Source organism: Sutcliffiella rhizosphaerae, from assembly GCF_917563925.1.
Lineage (GTDB): Bacteria > Bacillota > Bacilli > Bacillales > Bacillaceae_I > Sutcliffiella_A > Sutcliffiella_A rhizosphaerae.
The window spans coordinates 65182-87683 of the sequence record NZ_CAKJTJ010000014.1 but is presented as its reverse complement, the minus strand read 5'-3'; the positions used below and the strand labels follow the sequence as shown (position 1 = coordinate 87683).

Sequence of the window (22502 nt, the reverse complement as noted above, 5' to 3'; positions counted from 1 at the left end):
TAAGTCTGTTCGATATCCTTTTCTACAATCGGAACCTTAACTTGAATTTGGGAGTTTAATTGAAAAAAGTTAGCTTTTTGCATAAATGCCTATAGGTGATCAGGAGAAGCTATGGGGATAGATTTTCAGATAGTGAAAACTATACAATCTTAAGAACAGCTGTCCAATAAATAATTATAATCTTCAACAATCTGGCGCGATCCTGGAACAAGGATTCGTGCCTATTTTTCATTTTAGGGCCATTTAATGGAGGAAGGCTTGTTAAGAAGGACTTCAAGGTTTTATCATTGAATTACATATGTACATATAAAAAGTGGGTGGAAATAATGAATAAAATTTATATTATATCTGGACCAGCAGGAGTAGGTAAATCCACAACTTCAAAGGATTTTGCTGAACAGTTTGACCATAGTGCTTATATTGAAGGTGATTTAATTTGGTTTTCAAATAGAAACATCCGAAGACGTGTTAAAGCATAAGGAAAGACTAGAAAAAGAAGGCTTCTTTGCAAGAGATGAAATGGATACTACATGTTGCTATGCTGTGCAAGATAAATTCTGGGTAACGGATCCTAACGGAAACGAGTGGGAATTCTTCTATACGAAAGCAGATACGGATATCCACTCCACTCAAGCCCCAGCGTCTGCAGCAAGTTCCTGTTGCAATAACTAACATTATCTATGATACCAGGTTCTCTTCCTAAGGAGTCCTGGTATTTTTTTCCCCCCTTGCAAATTATATATAAGTGCATTATTATATAAGTCAATTATTATATAAGTGAATTGTTATATATATAATGAATGGAGGTGTTTGAATGACAGGCTCCGTTATTCCTTTAGAGAATGCAGCCATCATTGTGAAATTGTTAGGAGATAAAACACGCTTGTCTATGGTGAAAATCTTGAATACTCATGACTGCTGTGTGTGTGAATTTGTGGAGATTTTTCAAGTAAGTCAACCTGCTATTAGTCAACATGTAAAAAAATTGAAAGATGTTGGCCTCGTTAGAGAAACGAGAAAAGGACATTGGATTTTTTATCACTTGAATAAAAAAAGCGACTATTACCCTCTCGTACATAGCCTGTTGGAACATTTACCAACACAGGATGAAAAGCTACAAGAATTAGAAAAAAGAGGATTACGTATTTCATGTCATTAAGGAGAGATAGGTATTGGTTTCAATTGTTTTCGCATCCCTTATTTTTTTGGGAACGCTCACACTCGTCATCTGGCAACCCAAAGGGCTATCGATCGGTTGGTCAGCCTGTGGTGGAGCCATTCTTGCGTTATTGGTTGGGGTTGTAGGCTGGAATGATGTAGTAGATGTAACATCTATCGTTTGGAATGCGACCTTAACGTTTATTGCTATTATTATTATTTCGTTAATATTAGATGAAATTGGATTTTTTGAATGGTCTGCCTTACATATGGCGAGGGCTGCCAAAGGTAATGGAGTCCGGATGTTTGTGTACGTTTCCTTGTTAGGAGCAATTGTTGCTGCTTTCTTTGCCAATGATGGTGCAGCACTAATTTTGACTCCTATTGTACTAGCCATGGTTCGTAATTTGAACTTTAATGAGAAGATGGTTTTTCCATTTATTATGGCAAGTGGATTTATTGCCGATTCTACTTCACTTCCTCTTGTAGTCAGTAATCTTGTGAATATTGTATCTGCTGACTTTTTTGGAATTGGTTTTGTCGAGTATGCATCCAGAATGATTGTTCCTAACTTTTTTTCACTTTTTGCAAGTATTTTAGTTTTATATCTTTTCTTTAGAAAAAGTATTCCTAAGACGTATGATCTGTCTGAATTGAAAAAGCCACGAGAGGCTATTCGGGACGATAAGATGTTTCAGTTATCCTGGTGGATCTTAGCGGTATTGCTAGTTGGTTATTTTGGAAGTGAATTTGTTGGTATCCCAGTATCATTCGTAGCCATCATCGTGACTATCGTCTTTCTGTCGATGGCAAGAAAAAGTCCGGCTGTAAATACAAGAGCAGTTGTAAAAGGTGCACCTTGGGCTATTGTTTTCTTCTCTATTGGTATGTACGTAGTTGTTTATGGTTTGCGAAATGTCGGGCTTACGAATGTATTAACAGATGTCATTCAATGGACGGCAGACCAAGGGCTATTCCCAGCAGTGATGGGGATGGGATTTATTGCAGCGATACTATCCTCTGTCATGAATAACATGCCAACTGTTATGATTGATGCATTGGCCATTGCGGATACGAATACAGTTGGAATAACTCGGGAGGCATTGATTTACGCAAATGTAATTGGATCTGATTTAGGTCCAAAAATAACCCCAATCGGTTCACTAGCCACCTTGCTTTGGTTACATGTTCTATCGTTAAAAGGAGTAAAGATTTCATGGGGAACCTACTTTAAAGTAGGAATTATTTTAACTATACCAACCTTATTTATTACATTAGTTGGCTTGTATATGTGGTTACTTATTATTCACTAAACATAAAGGAGTGTACATCTATGTCAAAAAAAGTGATTTATTTTCTATGTACAGGTAATTCTTGCAGAAGCCAAATGGCAGAAGGGTGGGCGAAAGTGCACTTAGGAGAGGAATGGGAAGTGAAAAGTGCTGGATTAGAAGCACATGGTCTCAATCCAAACGCTGTAAAAGCGATGAAAGAAGTTTGGGTAGATATTGCTAACCAAACATCTGATACAATTGATACTGATATTCTCCTTCGGGCGGATCTAGTCGTAACACTTTGTGGTCATGCAGCAGATCACTGTCCAGTAACTCCCCCACATGTAAATCGTGTGCACTGGGGATTTGATGACCCTGCAAAAGCCGAGGGTACAGAGGAAGAAAAATGGGCATTTTTTCAACGTGTTCGTGATGAAATAGCTGAAAGAATAATGCAGTATAAAAATACAGGGGAATAGCAGCCTTTTACAATATATTTACGTATTGTGTATATTCTTAGGGTTTTAATAACTTCAACGATCGGGCGCGTTTCTTTAGGAAATGCGTCTTTTTCATTTAAGGGCCATTTATTTGAATAAGACTTCCAAATGAAACTAGATATTTATATTAATATTAGTGTGAGATTGTGAATATTCCCATTTAAACTAACGGGGTAGTTTAGCTTATGTACATTTTCTTCACAAAATTTTAAAAGATAACTTTCCTAATATTTAAGCCAATCAATTAAATCATCTTACGTATAGAAATTTACTAAGAAACATGCACTAGAAAAAATTTACCTCATATATAGGAGATATCCCGTTTGAATGCTCGAGGAGGATATAATGAAACCTAAGTTACCTAGTGAACAATATTTCGGTAATTTTGAACTAGTTTATGCATTTTATGGAGCTATGCCCACTGGTGTTACTGTTTCAGAAGCCGGTCGTATTTTCATTTGCTTTCCGAAATGGGGAGACGATGTTAAATTTACAGTCGCTGAAATTGTTGGGGATAAATTGCTGCCTTATCCTAATTTACAAACCAATTTTGTTAACCCCGAGAATATCACAATGACTTTCATCAGTGTCCAAAGTGTAGTTGCGGATGGTTTGGGAACGCTTTGGGTATTAGATACAGGGGCACCAAATTTTTCTGTACCCATTAAAGGTGGGGCAAAATTAGTTGCTGTTGATTTAAAAACCAATACAATTAGAAGGGTATATACCTTTACAGAAGATGTTGTCCTGCCAACGACTTACCTGAATGATGTCCGATTTGATTATCGTGTTGGCAATGCAGGTTATGCCTATATAACAGATTCTTCTTCTACAGGACCAGGAGCTATTATCGTCGTAGATTTAGAAAATGGAACAGCGTTTAGACGGTTAAATGGAGCAAAATCAACTTCACCGGATCCCTATTTTATACCAAAGGTAGAAGGTCAAATATTAATGAATAGAAACAAAGACGGTTCAACTTCTCCATTTAGATTGGCATCTGATAGTCTTGCGATTTCTCACGATGGAAAGATATTATATTTTGCTCCGCTAACCAGTCGTCATTTGTTCTCGATCTCAACAGAAGCCCTGAGAGACAGAACCATACCGGACATGAATTTACCTTATCATGTAGAGTATTGGGGAGAAAAAGGTGCATCTGATGGAATGATTACCGATGCAAAAGGAATCGTTTATGCTGGGGACTATGAAAATAACAGTATTCGAAAGATATTTCCAAATGGAGTAATGGAAACTATTTCTCATGATCCGAGAGTTTTGTGGCCAGATACTTTTTCAATTGGTTTGGATCAATATTTGTATGTCATTGTGAACCAATTACATCGACAGCCTAGATTTCATTATGGAAAAGACCTTCGACAAAAGCCTTACAGTTTACTTCGTATGAAAATTGGTGAATTTCCTGCTGCTACCATTTAAAAAGACGGTTCAACGTATTAGTATTAGGAGCAGTGTAGGCTAAGAATAAACTGCTCCTATTTTATTTTTACAGGGTAGCTACGTTCAATGCTGTATTGATATTATTTAAATCCAAACTGATTTGTTCGTTTGTATCCCAAGCATGAAACCATCCTTTTACTACCATATATGCGGCTATTTGTTCATGCATATCAATCCACTAAATGGCGAGTGAGCATTTCTTTAATTTCGGGCGTTCCTGATTCTGTTACTGCCATGGCATAATTTCTAACGCCACTCTTAGCTGCAATCAATAAATCCATTGCAACCACTTGATCTGTTAATGCTTCCATGCCAGTTAAAGTTTCAATGATTGTATTCATGTTCATTCACCTCCAGTTATGATTAATTGAAAACCATTTAAAAGTTTGTTAATTAGTTTTTTTAAATAAATTATTGAGGAGCAATTTTTCAGATCTTTCGTTTTTTCTAATATTCCGAACGGGCGCTTTAATTCAATAATATAAATCCTATAATAAACTGTTAATGCAAAAATAAGATAAGTACTTAAATGATATGTAAAAAAAAGCAAGACTGTTGAAGTTGTTTCACCATTCTAGACCACTTGAATAAATTGGTTATGTAATTATAATGCAAGAAATCTTTTAAAATGAAATTTTGCTATTTTCTGCTTCTTTGTAGGAAAACGGAAATAAGTATAGAATATGTATAGATGATATAACTCAAAAATTTGAAGGCAATGATACCTAAAAGAGGTACAACCTAGGACTTAATTCCAGGTTGTACCTTTTTTACTTTAGGGGATGTTGATAAATGCATATATTTTAACGGGAAAATCGGAAGCTTAATAGGTAAATAAGAAATAGTTGTTAAAGTGAAGGAGGAGATGAGGTTAATGTTTAAAGATAACGCAATATTAAACGCTATTGTAAAAGAGTTTTCACAATTACAGGAGGTAGAAGCCATACTACTGGCGGGTTCTCACACAACCGACACTCAAGATGAAAACTCTGATTATGATTTATATATCTATTCAAACAAGGAAGTGCCCATTAAAAAAAGAGAAGAAATAACAAAGAAATTTTGTGATTATATAGAGATTAATAATCAATTTTGGGAGACAGAAGACGATGGGATTATAAGAGACGGGAATATTCCAATCGAAATTATATACCGGGATTTCGATTGGATGGATGCGCAGCTTGAGAGAACATTATTCAATTATCAAGCAGATGTCGGATATACAACTTGTTTTTGGAGTAATTTCATAACATCCGTTATATTGTTTGATCAACACGAAAAAGCTGGAAAGCTTCAACAAAAATACAATATAAAATATCCTGAAGCATTAAAGTTAAATATTGTAAGAAAAAATTACCCTTTACTAAGAGAGCAGATGCCTGCTTATTATTTTCAAATAGAAAAAGCCATTAAGAGAAATGATTACGTAAGTATAAACCATAGAGTGGCAGCCCTATTGGCCAGCTATTTCGATATTTTGTGTGCGATAAATGAAATGCCGCATCCTGGAGAAAAGAAATTAGTAAAAATATTAAAAGAAAAAGCGGCTAAACTGCCTTTCGACATGGAAGAAAATTTAAATGATTTATTAAGCAGCATTTCTGGTTTTGATGAAAGAATCTTAGCAGAAGTAAATAAACTGGTTGATAACTTAGATAATCTTTTAATTGCAGAGGGGATTTTAACGTCGGAGCGCTAAAAATAACTTTAAGAGAATCGAGGAATTCAAACTTTAGCGTAAGGTTAGAAACATATTATAGTATATTAATGCAACAGGTAAATATCACTATTCAACAATTACGATCGGGCGCGATTCAGGATTAGCGCTCGTTTTTATATGGGCTAAATTAATAAATAACTTATTGGCGGAATTCATAGATTATGAAATAATTGGTATTACCCAATAGGGCAATGATAGCTGTCTAAGTTTATGTTTAAGCACTTTAATATAAAATGGGTGTGAAAATGATTATTAGAAGAGCAGGAATAAATGATGCACAAGGTATCGCAATCGTTCATGTGAATAGTTGGAGAACGACTTATAAGGGTATTATTCAAAATGACTTCTTAAATAATTTATCTTATGAAACAGAACTATGGAAGAAAAAACATTGCAAAAGATGATAATTTTGTTGTTGTTGCAGAAAATGATGAAGGTCAAATTATAGGATTTGCAGATGCTTGGAAGAGAGAAACCAATGTAGTGGAAAATTCAAGTGATTTAACTTCGATTTACCTTTTAAAGTTTGTGATTTAGATTTTAAAGAAAAATTATTGAGGAGCAATATTAGTTAAAGAGCATAGCATACAGTTTTAGAAATGATCACGCTCTTAAAATAAATACATATCTAACCTCCGACATCCCAAACTACCACATAGAGTATCAAAGATATGATTTTATTATAGGGGAACTGATATTAGTAGAATGTGGAAAGAATGGAGCATCAAATCAAAACGTGAGAGTAAAACATACGTTAAAAAGTATCTTATGCTACTTACTTAATAAATAAAATAATATTGTTTTAAAAGATACAATTGGGGGATGAGAACATAGTGAAGAACGAACATTTATTATCCAAAAAGAAAATGTCTGAAATTGTTGGATGGTCGGAGGCAAATGGGCGAAGATGGGTAAAACATTTCAAGGATTACATACCGGAGGACATATCGGGTGCCAGGGTTATGTACAATGCAGAATCCCTATGTATCATGCAAATCTTAAAAAGGTTAAATGAAGAAGGACTTATTATTCCGGAAATTAAGCACCTCTTTTTAAACGAAGGTTTACCTAAAAACAAAAAAGAAGAAAAACTCTTATTTGAAAAAATACATGGAAAAAAATTCAAACAGGTAAAAGATGCCATCCCTTCAATAAAAGAAATGATGCTTCCCTATCTACTAATGATAAAGGACCGGAAAGCCTATCCAGCAAGTGAAATCACAGAGAAACTTGTAAGTCATTTCCGACTATCAGAAGCGCAGCAGGTCATGAAATATGAAAATACATCCGACATCATCTTTCTTTCTAGAATTCGTAGTGTGCGCTACAGCTTGAAAAAAGAGAACTATATTGAAGAGGTAAACAAACTAACCTATCAGATAACTACGGACGGTCTGGATCTCTTGAATGAAAATAAAAAAGAGATAGAAGAAGAAATAAAAGAACTCGAAAAAGTAATAGATCCGTTAATGGTAGTAAAAGAAAAGCTGGATGAGTTGAAACAGGAGTTATCAGAAACGCTTCTTAAGCAGTTGCGTAATGTTCACTGGATTAAATTTGAAGATATCGTCATTGAGCTACTGACCGTCATGGGATATGGCGATGGAAAGGTAACTCAGCGCACAAACGATGAAGGCTTAGACGGAGTGATAAAAGAAGATAAACTTGGGCTGGATAACATCTACGTTCAAGCGAAACGATATGGTGCCAAAAATTCAGTGGGGAGGGACGTTGTCCAAAGTTTTTCCGGAGCATTGGACGGTAAGGGAGCAAGAAAAGGGGTGTTTATCACCACTTCTTATTTTACAGACAACGCTAGGCATTATGTAGAACGTTTGGAAGCGAAGAAGATTATCTTAATAGATGGAAAAGAGCTGGCAAAACTGATGATTGATCACAATGTTGGAGTGGATGTGAGCCACACTTATATTGTCAAAAGTATTGATTACGATTATTTTAAAGATGAATAATGATAAAAAGGTTCATGACATCATGAGTTTTTAAATTTCCTATCCAAATTGGAAAAGTAACTGCTCAAGTTAATTTATCAAAAGTTTTATTGCAATAGAAAGCATGTTTTAATATGCATCATACTCAGAAATAAAAAAGAGCCAATATGTGTAGATGTTTCCAATACACAATTTGGCTCTTTTTTATGCATTAATTAACGAAACAGCTATTGTTTCCCAAATCAGTTAGCATAACGTTGTAAATGGGAGTGTTGATTAGCAAAACTAGTGTTTTTTCTTTGAAGGAAAACATCTAGTGAAAAGAGAAGTTATTGAGAAAAATAAATAATCCTTCCGAATGTTGTCATTTTAGGATGAAAAAATAATCTATCTATGGAAATGTATAGAAGGAAGAGGCAGCATCTAACGTGTATTTTTCTGTTGAACAAAAAAAGACAAGCCATTTTAGTAGTAATTTTTGGGAGTGTAACAGCAAAAAAATCGGAAGAGATGTATTCTTTTATAGTGAGCTTGAATATGATCACTGGATACTAGAGGTTAAGTATTCACGTGACATAGAAAATCTTGAAAAACGTAAAGATAGAGTTTCAAAACAAAACGGCTCCAACGAAGTTGGTGTGAAAACAATCGAATTATTTTAAAGAAATATTATTTTGGCTATTCAGGAATCAGGTGCATTACTGTAACAAGGAATAATATAATAATGACACAAAAGTCCTTAATATTTAGTACTTTTGTGTCGCTCGTTAACAAGTGTGGGAGATATAAAGCTTCAATATTTTATATTCATTTTATTGTTAACATAACATCTATTATAGGAAGTTATGTGAAAATTAATAATTTTGTATCATTAAGCAAGTATACTTTTGATATTGAGACAATATGTAATTAAATTGCTATTTATGAATGTTTCTATAAAGCTTTCTAAAATGCCCTTTATATTTTATTGAGTATAAACCAACGTAATTTATCCTGAAATAAAATATAGTCAGCTACTTAAAATATAATTAATTTTATACTAGTTTCATTCATACAAATAATTTCTAAAAAAACAATCTCTCTTTATATACTTCCCTGCTATTTCATTTCACTAGTTTACATAATATATTTTTACTGTTCAATTCTGCTTTATATACATTCTAAACTACCGATTTGTAATATTGTCAATAATCATACGCACACAAATAAAAAATGCCTGGCAACTGCTCAGACATTCTTTTTGATGCTCTCGATCATGCTAATAACATTATTTGTTGTAACTACCTCGGCAAACTCTTGATGTAACGAAGACAAAGCATGACGATGTACTTCATCTGCTGTTAAGTCTACTCCATCATAAGAAGTAGTCTCAAATGCTGCTGTTGCGTCACTACAAACATATGTTCGATACCCGAGATTTCCCGCCATTCTGACTGTGGAAGATATACAATGGTTAGATGTAAGCCCTATTACTATCAAAGTTTGATACCCATTATTTTTTAAGTAATTATCTAAGTTCGTGCCAATAAAACAGCTATTTACCTTTTTACGAATAAAGTATTCATCTTCTTTTGGTTCAAACCCAGTTTTCAACTGAAATCCTGGATAGCTGGGATGTAATGGAGATTCTGGATTCTGGGATACATGTTGAACGTGTATGATTGGCAGCTCATTCTTTCTCCATACATTTAATAACTCTAGCATTTTTTCCTCTGCTTGAATATTGTTTCTAATTCCCCAGGTTGGTTCATCCATTCCTTTTTGTACATCTACTACGAGTAATACTGGTTTCACATTATCCCCTCTCTTCCCTATAATCTATGTTATTTTTTACATACATTGATTATGAATAAAGTTGTACCTAATATGAAAAGCCACTCCTTATAAACACACGGAGTGGCTTTTCACTAGTTGTTGTTTTCTTTCTCAGGGGTTTCCACCCACATTTCCGTAACATCACCTGCATCTTGCTGATCTAATACAAATGATCCATTGGAATAACGATCGTTATTTCTGTATGATGCTGCCGATAGTTTTTCAACATTACCTTTTTCTGATTGAATATATACATTACTAGCTGAATCAACCAATTCAATAGCTGCTATTTGATGCGGATTGTTTTTCACTTCTCGAAGCATTACAAGTCCGCGTTTAGCACGGCCACCTTGATCGAATTCTGTGATTTTCATTTTTTTCACAGCACCACGTTGTGTGGCAAGGAAAAGCATTATTTTTGCTTCCTTTTCAAAAACTAATCCATTAACGACAAAATCGCTATCTTTGAGATTAATTCCTTTCACACCAGCTGCACGTGCTCCCACTACATTTATTTCTTCTTCTGTAAACCATAGTCCATAACCATTTCTTGTGGCAAGGAATAAGTCTTGTTTACCATCAGTTAAATGAACATTTACGACCTGATCTGTTCCTTTAATGTTCACTGCCATCAATGGTTTAGAGTATCGTTGGGCTTTATATGCGTTGAGTTCCGTTTTCTTTACCATTCCATTACGGGTAATAAATAGCAAATACTTAGGGTCTTCAAAGCTGCTAACAGGTATCGCTTTGATTATCACTTCATCGCGTTCGATTGGAACGATGTTGGCAACATGTTGCCCCATGTCCTTCCAGCGAATATCAGGTAACTCATGTACAGGCAAGAACAAATAATTACCTTTGTTTGTAAACAACAGCAATGTCTGAGTTGTGTTAATATCAAGTTTTGCGATAATCCGGTCTGTCTCCTTCATCCCAAAGTCCTGACCATTTGATGCAGAATATGAACGCAAGCTGGTGCGTTTCACATAGCCATCCTTTGTCACTGTAACAATGACATCTTCTGAAGGAATCATTACTTCTAGATTAATTTTAATCTCTTCAATTTGATCTTCAATGCTGGAACGCCGTTCATTAGCATATAACTTTTTCACACGTTTTAAATCAGTCTTAATTATAGCAAAAAGCTTTTTTTCACTCGATAAAATTGCTTCTAGTTCTGCAACCTTTTTAGCGAGTTCATCTGCTTCTGCTTGAAGCGCTGTTATATCTGTGTTAGTTAAACGGTATAACTGTAAAGAAACGATAGCTTCCGCTTGTGGCTCTGTAAAATCAAACTTGGCAATTAAGTTATCCTTAGCGTCACGTTTGTCCTTAGAAGCGCGAATGGTTGCAATTACTTCGTCTAGGATAGAAAGAGTCTTCATTAAGCCTTCGACAACATGCTGGCGTTCTTTTGCTTTTTCTAACTCATATCGGGATCTATTAGAAATCACTTCTTTTTGGTGATTAATATATGCATCTAAAAAATGTGGTAACCCCATAAGTGTTGGACGCTTATTATAGATGGCTACCATATTAAAATTGAATGTAATTTGCAAATCAGTATTTTTATAAAGATAATGTAAAATTCCGTTTGCATCTGCTTCTTTTTTCAACTCAACAACAATTCTTAGACCTGTTCTGTCTGTTTCATCCCGCACTTCAGAAATTCCATCAACTTTCTTATCAAAGCGAAGTTCATCAATTTTTTTTACTAAATTTGCTTTGTTTACCTCATAAGGCACTTCTGTAATAACAATCTGCTGTTTCCCACCACGAATTGTTTCTACTTCTGACAATCCACGCACAATAATTTTACCTTTACCAGTTTCATAGGCTTTCTTAATGCCCTCTAACCCCTGGATAATACCTCCTGTAGGAAAATCTGGACCTTTTATAACGGTCATCAACTCGTCCACAGAAACATTTGGATTATCAATGCGCATAATTGTGGCGTCAATTACTTCACCAAGATGATGTGGTGGTATATCCGTTGCATAGCCTGCAGAAATACCTGTTGAACCGTTTACTAAAAGATTTGGATACATAGCAGGTAAAACGACGGGTTCTTCAGATGTATCATCAAAGTTAGGAATAAACTCTACCGTTTTTTTATCTAAATCTCTTAAAAGTTCTGATGCGATGGGAGATAGACGCGCTTCTGTATAACGCATCGCAGCTGGAGGGTCTCCATCTATGCTACCGTTATTTCCATGCATCTCAATTAACATATTACGGACTTTCCAATCCTGGCTCATACGGACCATTGCATCATATACAGAAGAATCACCGTGTGGGTGGTAATTACCGATAACATTACCAACTGTTTTTGCTGATTTTCTAAATGGTTTATCGGCAATGTTTCCTTCTGCATACATCGCATATAAAATTCTTCGTTGTACTGGCTTTAAACCGTCACGTGCATCCGGTAGAGCACGTTCTTGAATAATATACTTACTATAACGTCCAAAGCGGTCGCCTATTACTTCCTCTAGGGGTAAATCATGAAATTTCTCTGTCTGTGTCATCTGTTATACCTCCTCTGCGACCACAAGGTTATCATTTTCTAAAATATTCTGGTCTTCTTCCAAGCCGAAAGCAACATGGCTTTCTATCCATTTTCGCCTTGGTTCCACTTTATCCCCCATCAATGTGGTAACACGTCTTTCTGCACGTGCAGCATCATCAATCCGGACTCGAATAAGTGTACGTGTCTCAGGGTTCATCGTTGTTTCCCATAATTGATCGGCATTCATTTCACCGAGACCTTTATAGCGTTGAATCGTATAACCGCGGCCAATTTTTTTAATTGCTCCTTGAAGCTCATCATCTGACCAAGCGTATTCCAACACTTCTTTTTTACCTGTTCCTTTACTTACTTTATATAAAGGTGGAAGAGCAATAAATATCTTCCCTGCTTCAATTAATGGCTTCATATAACGATAAAAAAATGTTAATAATAGAACCTGGATATGAGCACCATCTGTATCTGCGTCTGTCATGATTACTACTTTGTCATAATTGATGTCTTCCACAGAAAAATCAGGTCCTACGCCACCGCCAATCGCATGAATAATCGTGTTTATCTCTTCATTTTTGAAAATATCAGCAAGCTTTGCTTTTTCTGTGTTGATTACTTTTCCTCGAAGTGGCAGAACTGCTTGGAAACGTCGATCACGTCCCTGTTTAGCAGACCCTCCAGCTGAATCTCCCTCTACTAAATAGATTTCGTTTTTCTGGGGGTTTCGTGACTGTGCTGGTGTTAACTTTCCACTTAACATTGCATCGGAACGTTTACGTTTTTTACCGCTCCTCGCATCTTCCCGCGCTTTTCTGGCAGCTTCTCGAGCCTGATATGCCTTAATGGATTTTTTTACAAGCATTGAACTAGTTTCGGGATTTTCTTCAAGAAAATAAGCCAAATGCTCCGATACAACGCTGTCTACAGCAGAACGTGCTTCACTAGTTCCTAGTTTACCCTTCGTCTGGCCTTCAAATTGCAAAAGTTCTTCAGGGATGCGGACAGAAACAATGGCAGATAGACCTTCACGAATATCAGAACCATCAAGATTTTTATCTTTTTCCTTTAACAAGCTCACTTTACGAGCGTACTCGTTAAAGATTCTCGTCATCGCCGTTTTTGCTCCCGCTTCATGAGTACCACCATCTTTAGTACGTACATTGTTTACAAATGAAAGGATGGTCTCAGAATACCCATCGTTAAACTGAAAAGCGAAATCGATTTCTATACCATTTTGCGTACCTTCGAAAGACACAACCGTATGTAAGGAATCCTTTTCTTCATTTAAATATTCTACAAATGCTTCAATTCCGCTCTCATAGTGAAAACTCTCTTTTTCGGCATTTCTCTCATCGATTAATTCAATTTTTAATCCTTTTAATAAGAAGGCAGACTCTCTTAGCCTTTCACATAAAGTTTCAAAATTATAAACGGTAGTGCTAAAAATACTTGGATCTGGTTTAAAATGAACAGTAGTACCTGTTTGTTTGGTAGTTCCGATCTTTTCAAGTGTTGTGACAGGTGTACCACCATTTGCAAAACGCTGCTCATAGATGATTCCATCCCGTTTGATCGTTACTACTAACCATTCTGACAGAGCGTTCACGACAGATGCCCCTACTCCATGAAGCCCTCCACTCGTTTTATATCCCCCTTGTCCAAATTTACCACCTGCATGTAGGACCGTTAAAATGACTTCTGGGGTTGGTTTTCCCATTTTATGCATTCCGGTAGGCATTCCACGACCTTTATCCTTCACGCTTATACTATTATCTTTATGTATAGTCACAATGATATGATCCCCAAATCCGCCTAGTGCTTCGTCAACTGCGTTATCAAGGATTTCATAAACGAGGTGATGAAGACCTCTGCTGTCAGTACTTCCAATATACATTCCTGGCCGTTTTCGAACAGCTTCCAGACCTTCTAACACCTGAATAGCATCATCGTTATATTCTATCGTTTTTTTTACCACCGAAAACATACCCCTTTCACATACTACCAATAAAGCTTTTCTTTATGTATAGGTAATTAATCTTGCTATAAACGATTATCCGTATATATATTATCATACATTTTTTCGTTGTCTATGTTCAAATGTATAGTGACACTTGTCTTTCACCAACAACCTTTAAGGATAGCCTGTTTTTACACGAATAAAAGTCCTTGTTTTATTAATGATAAAACAAGGACAGTGCAAGCTATCTTGTTAGTGCATGCTCCACTTTAATGCAACGATCCATAATTACAGTATAGCCTTTTTCCTTCAATAAATCATATGTTTTTTGATCGGATAGGCCAAGCTGTGCCCAGTAGACATCAGCATCCATTTCAAGAAACTCTTCTGCAACACCATACAAATGTTCTGAACGTCGAAACACATTTACTATATCTACATGTCCTTCTATGTCTTTTAATGAAGGAACCGCTTTAACACCTAATACCTCATCTACACTAGGATTTACTGGGATAATTTCATATCCTGCATCTTTCATCGCTTTTGAGACCATATAAGAAGTTCGTTCTGGATTAGCAGACAATCCTACGACAGCAATTCGTTTACTTTTCTTTAAAATTTTACCGATTTCTTCACGACTTGGTATTTCCATACTCATACTAACAACTTCCTTTCTTTTTTATTAAAATTATTACTGTTATACCCGTTAAATCGGTATTTAACAACCTGATGTTAAGACTTACTCATAAAAAATTCTACATAAGTTGCAATAAACCCTTTGCAACATGTCCAAATTAACATATATTAAAGATAGGAATTTATACATAAAGGGGTTTATTGAATGATTGAACTGTTAGTTATTATCCTTGCCTACATTATTGGTTCCATTCCATTTGCACTCGTTGTCGGAAAAGTCGGATATGGGATAGATATCCGAGAACACGGGAGTGGAAACTTAGGAGGGACTAATACATTTCGTACTTTAGGTATTAAAGCAGGGATGATTGTTACGATTTGTGATATTTTAAAAGGTACACTTGCTGCTTCTTTACCGGTATTATTTGGTGCAGACATTCACCCATTACTTGTTGGAGCATTTGCAGTAGTTGGCCATGTATATCCTGTTTTTGCAAAGTTTCGCGGTGGTAAAGCAGTGGCCACATCAGGAGGAGTCCTTCTTTTCGCCAGCCCGATTCTTTTTGGGCTAATGCTATTTTGTTTCTTTTTATTCTTATTTTTAACTAAGTATGTGTCATTGTCATCTATGTTGACAGGTCTCGTTACAACCATCTACAGTTTGATTTATGGGGATGTTCCACTAGTTGTAGCTGTATCTTTATTAACAGCTTTCGTTATATTCAAACACAGAACCAATATTGGGAGGATCATTAATAAAACAGAGCCCAAAATTACATGGTTAACATTAAAAAAGAAAAATGTATCTTAGAGGCATTCGAGCTTTTCGAGTGCTTTTTTTAATGTTTCGTAACTACTTCCCTTATCGACTTCTCAAAATAATCTTCCCAAACAAAAGTGCCGTCTTGGAAAAAGAGAGGAAATCGCTCCTTAAACCAGGATTGGATTGGTAATTTCAAAGCTTCCTCCATGGTAACCCATCTTAATTCCCTTTTGGGTGGATGCTCTAGTAGCGATTCCTCAAATGAATCTGTTATGTAATTAAATACCATGTAATGTTCATCGTTTCCTTCATCTACCTATTCATCTAGACCTTTATAGCTAAGATTATGAACAAGTAAACCAGTTTCTTCAAAAACTTATCTTTTTGCGCCTTCCGATAGGCTCTCAGGGAACTCCACCTTTCCACCAGGTGCAATATATCCAGGAAAACCTTATCTTTATTTATTGCTAGACACATGGTGTACATCCTGACTTTTGGGAAGGTGAGTCACTCGTTTCTTTTATTTTCTAACAGACATTAAGTATTACTCTGATTCTGGTGGAGCAACAACTTCTATTTTTATACGATCAGGGTCTTCAAAAAAGACGGCATAATAATTGCTTCCTCCTGCAAAAGGATGCTTATCTTTATAAAGGAGTTTAACATTCCTATTCAATAGTTTTTTCGTCAAAACATCTACTTCCTGCCGGCTGGACGCATGGAAGGCTAGGTGATTTAGTCCTACCCTTTTACGGTGATATGCAGGTTGTAAAAAGTCTTCTTCTGCTTGCACAAATACAAGATAGGTGTGATCCAATTTCCAGCTTTGTCCTTTGTCCCAACTCTGGTAACTGACATAACCAAGATCCTCCAATAACCAACCCCAAAACTTTTTAGATTTCTTTAAATCTGACACGTATATCTCAATGTGGTGAATTAAGCCTCTCATATGCTACCTCCTACGAATTACGAACGTTTGTTCTTATTATAGAATAATAAAGAGTTTATGGCAAATTGTTATGAAGAATCATAGAGGTTGTTGCATGAGACGAGTTCAATCCCCTTTAAGATGCTTAATGCAGTTATATACTTCACACTCCCAAATACCTTCTCTGACGTTTACCATAGTTACAGATGTATTTTCAAGATGGGACTCCATTTTTAAATCTTTTACTAAATCGCTTAAGATGTGGCGGATAAATGAACCATGGCTTACAACAAGTACTTTCTTATTAGGATGCTTTTTGGTTATATCTTCAAGAAAGGAATGGGCACGTTTTAGGACTATTTCAAGTGACTCCATCCCAAGATCCAGTTCACGCCAGTTTTCACCCCATTTATCTATTCTCTCAGATTCAATGGTTCCTTCAATTTGTCCACCGTTCACTTCTTGCAATCTACTATCAAGACTAACTTCGTTTACATTCATACTTTTAGCAACAATCTCAGCGGTTTGTTTTGCTCTCATTAAGTCACTAGAATAAATGAAATCCCATTCTTCTTTTTGGAGCCGTTTTGCCAACCGTTTTGCATCACTAATTCCTTCTTGATCAAGTGGAATATCTGAGCTCCCTTGGGCTCTTCGTTCTCTATTCCATGCTGTTGTACCATGTCTTATAAAACCTATTATCGTCACATAAAACACTCCTAACCTATCAATCTATTGAATTTTCAGTTTACTGGAAACAAACCTAAATAACAACTTAAGTACATAAGAAACGGATTTATAATCCGCATTTTTTAGCGTATTCCATCAACCAACAGTCTCGATATGCCCCTTCATGCAGCAGATGATTCGAAAGAACCTGTTTTTTTATAAAACCTGACTTTTCGTAACAACGAACCGCTCGTGCATTTGTTACCATAGGATCCATTAATATCTTGCCCACACCTTCTTTCTCTGTAAGATACTGAACCATAGATGTTAATAGTTGTGTCCCTATCCCTTTGTTTAAATATGCGCTCTCACCAATAAACTGATCCATGCCAACAACATCTTTCTCTTGAAAGTATTCTACAAAAGGACTTGTATGTTTATTAATTGGGTAAACTTGTATGTATCCAATCCTTTGATTCTGACATTCCACTATATATCTACGTATTACATCGGTCCGTTGAAAAAATTTCCTTTGTATGCTCTCGATATCGAATACCTTGTCCCTGCCTTCATAATATTGGAGTACTGAAGAATCAGTTAACCATTTAAGAAGTAATTTTGCGTCTCTTTTCTCTAAGTTTCTCACTTTCATGTCACCTTGTTGATATAACAATCACAGTCCTCCTTACTAATTAGGGCTTGAATGATTTCTGTTATTTCCTTTAAATTCTTTATTGTATAATCCGCATCAGTCTGATCCCACTCAGGCACTTCTTTCCAAATAGTTTTCATTCCTACCTCATTTGCCCCTCGGATATCATTTATAGAGTGATCCCCTACATATATACACTCTGAAGCAACTACTCCTATTTTGGCTAATGTGTTATTAAAAATTGCCGCTTCAGGTTTTTTCGTCCCTTCATTCTCAGAGATACAAATTATTTGGAAGTAATTCCTTATATTTAAACTTCCTATGTTACTTAACTGAAATTGTGTATAACCATTAGAAATAATTCCTAATTGTATTTTCCTTTCATATAAGAAATCTAGTGTAGTTGTTAACCCCTCAAACGGTACGCAGTATTTACTAAAATTATCCCAATAATCTTGTAGCAACTCTTCCCAGGTTACGGAAGTTATGTTAAACACATCTATTAGCTGCTGATATACCTTGTCTTTCCAAACATAGCCTTTTTCATCTAGTTCTATGAATCTCTTCACATAGTCACTCTGACTTACACCTAAAAATGCAGAAGAAAACTTATCATACTGAGCCCATACAAATTTTTCAATAGATTGTTCTCTATCCAATAACGTTCCATCCAAATCAAAAATAACAGCTTTAATCAATAGTTTTTCTCTCCCCATTACGGTGATTTATTTGAAGGACATCATTAGTGAAAATTGGTTGCCAGGTCCTTACCCTAATACTTGAAATATTTATACATTACTAACAAAATATGTTATTATTATACTAACTATTAAATGTGAAAGGATACATATATGAACTTTGAAATAACGAAAGATTTCTTTGGATCACCCATTTTAGTTACCTATTTAATAGTGACGATTGTTATTATTTTTTTGGCTCTGTTCTTATCACGATTCTATAGAAACAAAGAAAAAGTAGATAAGGGATTTTCTCTAGTCTACTATAGTCTTAGTTACAGACGAAGATTTATTCGCTCGATGTGGACATATCCAATTGTATTCATACCTCTAATTGTAGTAATTATTTTTTATAAAATTGAACTTACGATTGCCCTTGGTGTGATTGGTCTGCTAATAATTAGTGCTAGTATAGAAATAATGTATAACTACACACGATGGAAAAGACAAGAAAAAACAGAAAGTATATAAAAAATGCATCGCTTCCTATTGAGGCGATGCATTTCTAATTTATCCTGCTACTTTCGTTTCTGTATCCAACGACTGTTTACTCTTTTTCATGAAAAGTCTTTTCATGCCTACTCCTATATCATGGAATAGCATGTAAACCGCCGGAATCAATAGAAGAGTGATAAGCGTCGAAAAGAGTAAGCCTGCAATAACAACTGTTGCCAGTGGAGCTTGATAACTACTAGCTGCACCTGTTGAAATTGCCAAGGGAAGCATTCCTCCCACGGTTGTCAAGGTAGTCATAAATATTGGTCTGAGGCGGTTTACTCCAGCCTCTACGATTGCTTCAGATGCATGATAATTCTCATTACGTAATTGCTTCGCACGATCAATCAAGAGAATAGCATTATTTAAGACAATACCCATAAGCATTATAATCCCCATACCTGACATAATACTTAACTCTCGTTGGGTCAAAAGCATACCTAATATTACTCCTGTAAAAATCATGGGAATGATAGACATAATTATGATTGGATGAATGAGATGATTGAATTGAACAGCCATTACAACATAGACGAGAAAGATACCCACACCAATAATAACTATCATTTCCATCATCATTTCCTGCTGTTCTTCGAGACTTCCACTAATGGACACAGTATACCCATCTTGTGTCTCAAAGCGTTGTAATAGCTGTTGAACATCTCGGTTGACTGATCCTAAATCCCGATTTTCAATATTCGCCATCACACTTACTACCCTATCACCATTCATGTGATCGATTTGGCTTGGTGATTTTGTTGCTTGAAAACTAAGATATTCTGAAAGCTTTCTCATCCCCTGCTGCGTAAATATTTCCATTTCCAACACATCAGTTTTATTGTTAAAAGATTGAGCTTGCGCTACTGTTATCGCAGTTTCTTTTTCATCCTGTAAGGTTCCAATTGGATATTGCATCGTTAAACTGTCTAACTGTCCAACAATTTGATTTGGGGAAATACCGTCCCTTTTCATAGCAGATTCATCTAAAATGACAAGCTCTTCCTCTACAAGGCTGCCGAAAGAATTTGTTGTCCCAATTATTCCATCGATTTTATTTAATTCAGAGGATAAATTGGTTGAAATCTTATTTAAATCTTCCATATTTTCTCCTTGAATATCAATTTGTACAGGATACCCTCCACCCATACTCATAACGGAAGATACATCTACAATAGGATAGTCATCTTTTAATTCAAGTAATTCATGTAATATCTGTTCATTGACTTCCTTTTGATCCATTGTTGCCTCTTCTTCAGGGGTCATATTAACGAGCAAAAATAGTGAATCAACTTGGTCTAAAACAAATCCTTCCCTTACATCGTCAATGAGAGAGAGCTTTTGATGAATCGCCTCAGCCATTTCCTGTTTCTGATTCGGACTTACTCCCCTGTCAATGGATATCATCAATTCCGAATAACGATTATACATATCCGGCATTATCGTCATCGGTACTTTTGGTAATAAAGCCAAAGAACCGATAAATAAGAGAGCGAATAGAAAAATGATTCCATAGCGCCTTCTTTTCTTACTAGTCACCCAACTTAAAATTTGACCATAAAAACCGGTCACTTTACCTTTTCTTTTTAATCTTTGCTTGCTGGATAACTTTAAAAAGTTTTCAGCTAAGGAAGGTATTACAGTAAAGGATACAATAACTGAACTTACTAATGTAACGATTACGACAACTGAAAGTATAATCATAAACTTACCTGCTTCTCCGCTTAATAATCCAATTGGTAAAAATACGACAATGGTTGTAAGCATGGAGGCTATTACTGCTGAAGCAACCTCTTTTACACCTAATAGTACCGCTTCTTTTCCGTGATACCCCGTTTCTTTTTTCCGATAAATGGATTCTAAAATTACAATAGATGCATCCACCATCATTCCTACTCCTAGTCCTAAAGCAATAAGACTTAACATATTGAAACTATAGTCAAAGAGCCACATGCTTGCAAATGTAAGAAGGATTGATAAAGGAATGGATATACCAATAATGATGGTTGCTCTGACGTTTTGGAGGAAGAAAAACAATATAATAATAGAAATTAATCCACCTATTAATATATTAGTGGTAACTCCATCAACCGCATCTTTTACATAGTCAGCCTGAGACACTACTTCATTAAATTCAAATCCTGCTACAAGTCCTTCCTCTTTGATTTTTTGAACTTCCTTCCGGACAGCCTCTGCCATTTCAATTTGGGTATAATCTGACGTGCGCCCGATTTGTACCATAACGACATCCTGACTTCCGTCCTTCCATACTCCAGAAGATACGTCCTTCACTTGAAGTTTTATTTCTGCCATTTCCTTTAATTCTTTTACCCCATCCATAGTTGGAATAAGGATGTTTTCCAATTCTTCTATATTTGAAAGTGAAGTATTCCATCTTACCGTTGGCTCATTTTCTTCTTCTCCTAGTTGCCCAAAAGAAGTAATGATATTAGATTGTTGAATGGTTGTTATTACTTGCTGAGCATCAACTCCTGCGGTTACTAATTCCTCATTATTGAAGCTAATTACTATCTCTTTCTCTTCTAAACCCTCAAATTGTACATCTCTTACTTCGGGAAGAGCTTCTAACCTGGGCTCTATCACATTTATAGCAAAGTCAGTAATCTGTTGCATACTACCACCGGATACATCCATAAAGAAATCATAATCCTGAGCAGTTGTTATTTGTACGCTGTGGATGAAATTAACTCCATTAATTTGTGACTGTAGAGGCATTACAGCAGCATCAATTGCCTTATGAACTTCATCCCCTCTACCTTCCTCAATCCATACCGTAACCGAGGACCTTCCGATGTAAGAAGAAGAAGCGTGAGAATCTACCCCTTCCATCCCATCTAAAATTTGTTCAATTGGTTTTGTGATTTTTTCCTCTACATCCAACACAGGCATTTCTCCAGCCTCAACTTGAACCACCGTCATGTCAAAAGCAATTGGGGGAAATAATTCTTGATCTAACTTTGTTAATCCATAGAATCCAATTACAAACAAAAATACAACCATTAATCCCATTGCCAACTTCTTTTTTAAAATAAACTCTATTAACTTCACTTTTATTTCTCTCCTTTAATTAGTAATAGATGAATATATTACCAGTAATACAGTTGATTATAAGTGCTCCAACAGTACTATTAAAGGATAAATTGGAAAATACTTCTAGGGGATTAGATGGATATAAGACTATAGGGCAGGTCTGGATACATCTCAAAAATTAGGCTTTGATAAATTCGGGAGTTGATACTCCTCACT

Annotated in this window: 20 protein-coding genes and 3 pseudogenes; 12 read left to right on the top strand and 11 right to left on the bottom strand. The window is 35.7% G+C overall.

What is annotated here, in order from left to right; translation table 11 throughout:
* Positions 1-287 precede the first annotated feature (287 nt).
* The 6 genes and pseudogenes from LRP81_RS23465 to LRP81_RS13475 all read left to right on the top strand — a co-directional run bounded on the left by LRP81_RS23465 (position 288) and on the right by LRP81_RS13475 (position 4372).
* On the top strand, positions 288-479 hold the full coding sequence (locus LRP81_RS23465; protein ID WP_399207705.1) for a hypothetical protein: 192 nt from the start codon (positions 288-290) through the stop codon (positions 477-479).
* Positions 436-672 (top strand): annotated as a pseudogene (locus LRP81_RS13495) (VOC family protein); the annotation flags it as partial. The gene LRP81_RS23465 and the pseudogene LRP81_RS13495, both read left to right, overlap by 44 nt.
* 142 nt (positions 673-814) lie before the next feature.
* Complete coding sequence (locus tag LRP81_RS13490; RefSeq protein ID WP_230501916.1) at positions 815-1159, top strand: ArsR/SmtB family transcription factor; 345 nt, start codon at positions 815-817, stop codon at positions 1157-1159.
* Positions 1160-1172: 13 nt separating this feature from the next.
* The gene (locus LRP81_RS13485) at positions 1173-2471 is read left to right on the top strand and encodes an arsenic transporter (protein ID WP_230501914.1); all 1299 of its coding nucleotides are present in this window, start codon (positions 1173-1175) and stop codon (positions 2469-2471) included.
* 20 nt (positions 2472-2491) lie between these two features.
* Positions 2492-2911, top strand: a complete 420-nt coding sequence (gene arsC / locus LRP81_RS13480; RefSeq protein WP_230501912.1) for an arsenate reductase (thioredoxin) — start codon at positions 2492-2494, stop codon at positions 2909-2911.
* Positions 2912-3277: 366 nt separating this feature from the next.
* Entirely contained in the window at positions 3278-4372 is a 1095-nt protein-coding gene (locus tag LRP81_RS13475) for a major royal jelly family protein (protein WP_230501910.1), read from the top strand.
* A 67-nt stretch (positions 4373-4439) separates the two neighbouring features.
* On the opposite strand, the pseudogene LRP81_RS13470 reads toward LRP81_RS13475, so the two are convergent.
* A pseudogene (locus tag LRP81_RS13470) lies at positions 4440-4734 on the bottom strand (spore coat protein).
* A gap of 533 nt (positions 4735-5267) precedes the next feature.
* Here LRP81_RS13470 and LRP81_RS13465 point away from each other — a divergent pair.
* From LRP81_RS13465 to LRP81_RS13450, 4 genes are all read left to right on the top strand, one after another.
* A complete protein-coding gene (locus LRP81_RS13465) occupies positions 5268-6092 on the top strand; it encodes a nucleotidyltransferase domain-containing protein (RefSeq protein WP_230501908.1) in 825 nt (274 codons plus the stop codon).
* Between the two features lie 384 nt (positions 6093-6476).
* Positions 6477-6650 (top strand): hypothetical protein, encoded by a 174-nt coding sequence (locus LRP81_RS23360; protein WP_317987074.1) that lies wholly within the window; start codon positions 6477-6479, stop codon positions 6648-6650.
* 296 nt (positions 6651-6946) lie between these two features.
* A complete protein-coding gene (locus LRP81_RS13455; protein ID WP_230501906.1) occupies positions 6947-8083 on the top strand; it encodes a restriction endonuclease in 1137 nt (378 codons plus the stop codon).
* A gap of 407 nt (positions 8084-8490) precedes the next feature.
* Complete coding sequence (locus tag LRP81_RS13450) at positions 8491-8724, top strand: hypothetical protein (protein ID WP_230501904.1); 234 nt, start codon at positions 8491-8493, stop codon at positions 8722-8724.
* A 565-nt stretch (positions 8725-9289) separates the two neighbouring features.
* Here the strand turns inward: LRP81_RS13450 and LRP81_RS13445 are convergent.
* From LRP81_RS13445 to LRP81_RS13430, 4 genes are all read right to left on the bottom strand, one after another.
* Positions 9290-9856: a cysteine hydrolase family protein gene (locus LRP81_RS13445; protein ID WP_230501902.1), complete on the bottom strand. Its 567-nt coding sequence runs from the start codon at positions 9854-9856 to the stop codon at positions 9290-9292.
* A 113-nt stretch (positions 9857-9969) separates the two neighbouring features.
* Positions 9970-12408: a DNA topoisomerase IV subunit A gene (parC, locus tag LRP81_RS13440; RefSeq protein ID WP_230501900.1), complete on the bottom strand. Its 2439-nt coding sequence runs from the start codon at positions 12406-12408 to the stop codon at positions 9970-9972.
* 3 nt (positions 12409-12411) lie between these two features.
* The gene (gene parE, locus LRP81_RS13435) at positions 12412-14376 is read right to left on the bottom strand and encodes a DNA topoisomerase IV subunit B (protein WP_399207700.1); all 1965 of its coding nucleotides are present in this window, start codon (positions 14374-14376) and stop codon (positions 12412-12414) included.
* 226 nt (positions 14377-14602) lie between these two features.
* Positions 14603-15016, bottom strand: a complete 414-nt coding sequence (locus LRP81_RS13430; RefSeq protein ID WP_230501897.1) for a CoA-binding protein — start codon at positions 15014-15016, stop codon at positions 14603-14605.
* A 183-nt stretch (positions 15017-15199) separates the two neighbouring features.
* Here LRP81_RS13430 and plsY point away from each other — a divergent pair, with 183 nt between their 5' ends.
* Complete coding sequence (gene plsY, locus LRP81_RS13425; RefSeq protein ID WP_230501895.1) at positions 15200-15805, top strand: glycerol-3-phosphate 1-O-acyltransferase PlsY; 606 nt, start codon at positions 15200-15202, stop codon at positions 15803-15805.
* A gap of 28 nt (positions 15806-15833) precedes the next feature.
* Here the strand turns inward: plsY and LRP81_RS13420 are convergent.
* From LRP81_RS13420 to LRP81_RS13400, 5 genes and pseudogenes are all read right to left on the bottom strand, one after another.
* Positions 15834-16208 (bottom strand): annotated as a pseudogene (locus tag LRP81_RS13420) (NUDIX domain-containing protein); the annotation flags it as partial.
* A 93-nt stretch (positions 16209-16301) separates the two neighbouring features.
* The gene (locus LRP81_RS13415) at positions 16302-16706 is read right to left on the bottom strand and encodes a VOC family protein (RefSeq protein WP_230501893.1); all 405 of its coding nucleotides are present in this window, start codon (positions 16704-16706) and stop codon (positions 16302-16304) included.
* Positions 16707-16811: 105 nt separating this feature from the next.
* The gene (locus LRP81_RS13410) at positions 16812-17393 is read right to left on the bottom strand and encodes a histidine phosphatase family protein (protein WP_230501891.1); all 582 of its coding nucleotides are present in this window, start codon (positions 17391-17393) and stop codon (positions 16812-16814) included.
* Positions 17394-17481: 88 nt separating this feature from the next.
* Positions 17482-18027 (bottom strand): GNAT family N-acetyltransferase, encoded by a 546-nt coding sequence (locus LRP81_RS13405; RefSeq protein ID WP_230501888.1) that lies wholly within the window; start codon positions 18025-18027, stop codon positions 17482-17484.
* The gene (locus LRP81_RS13400) at positions 18003-18704 is read right to left on the bottom strand and encodes an HAD family hydrolase (protein WP_230501886.1); all 702 of its coding nucleotides are present in this window, start codon (positions 18702-18704) and stop codon (positions 18003-18005) included. Before LRP81_RS13400 ends, LRP81_RS13405 begins: the two co-directional genes overlap by 25 nt.
* A gap of 153 nt (positions 18705-18857) precedes the next feature.
* On the opposite strand from LRP81_RS13400, the gene LRP81_RS13395 reads away from it, so the two are divergent.
* Entirely contained in the window at positions 18858-19214 is a 357-nt protein-coding gene (locus LRP81_RS13395; protein ID WP_230501884.1) for a hypothetical protein, read from the top strand.
* Between the two features lie 39 nt (positions 19215-19253).
* On the opposite strand, the gene LRP81_RS13390 is transcribed toward LRP81_RS13395, so the two are convergent.
* The gene (locus LRP81_RS13390; protein WP_230501882.1) at positions 19254-22304 is read right to left on the bottom strand and encodes an efflux RND transporter permease subunit; all 3051 of its coding nucleotides are present in this window, start codon (positions 22302-22304) and stop codon (positions 19254-19256) included.
* Positions 22305-22502 lie beyond the last annotated feature (198 nt).

Bases quoted from the DNA above. Each gene is read 5' to 3' on its own strand.
- LRP81_RS13490 (WP_230501916.1), top strand. From the start codon at position 815: ATGACAGGCTCCGTTATTCCTTTAGAGAATGCAGCCATCATTGTGAAA.
- arsC (WP_230501912.1), top strand. From the start codon at position 2,492: ATGTCAAAAAAAGTGATTTATTTTCTATGTACAGGTAATTCTTGCAGA.
- LRP81_RS13475 (WP_230501910.1), top strand. From the start codon at position 3,278: ATGAAACCTAAGTTACCTAGTGAACAATATTTCGGTAATTTTGAACTA.
- LRP81_RS13465 (WP_230501908.1), top strand. From the start codon at position 5,268: ATGTTTAAAGATAACGCAATATTAAACGCTATTGTAAAAGAGTTTTCA.
- LRP81_RS23360 (WP_317987074.1), top strand. From the start codon at position 6,477: ATGAAACAGAACTATGGAAGAAAAAACATTGCAAAAGATGATAATTTT.
- parC (WP_230501900.1), bottom strand. From the start codon at position 12,408: ATGACACAGACAGAGAAATTTCATGATTTACCCCTAGAGGAAGTAATA.
- LRP81_RS13430 (WP_230501897.1), bottom strand. From the start codon at position 15,016: ATGAGTATGGAAATACCAAGTCGTGAAGAAATCGGTAAAATTTTAAAG.
- plsY (WP_230501895.1), top strand. From the start codon at position 15,200: ATGATTGAACTGTTAGTTATTATCCTTGCCTACATTATTGGTTCCATT.
- LRP81_RS13415 (WP_230501893.1), bottom strand. From the start codon at position 16,706: ATGAGAGGCTTAATTCACCACATTGAGATATACGTGTCAGATTTAAAG.
- LRP81_RS13395 (WP_230501884.1), top strand. From the start codon at position 18,858: ATGAACTTTGAAATAACGAAAGATTTCTTTGGATCACCCATTTTAGTT.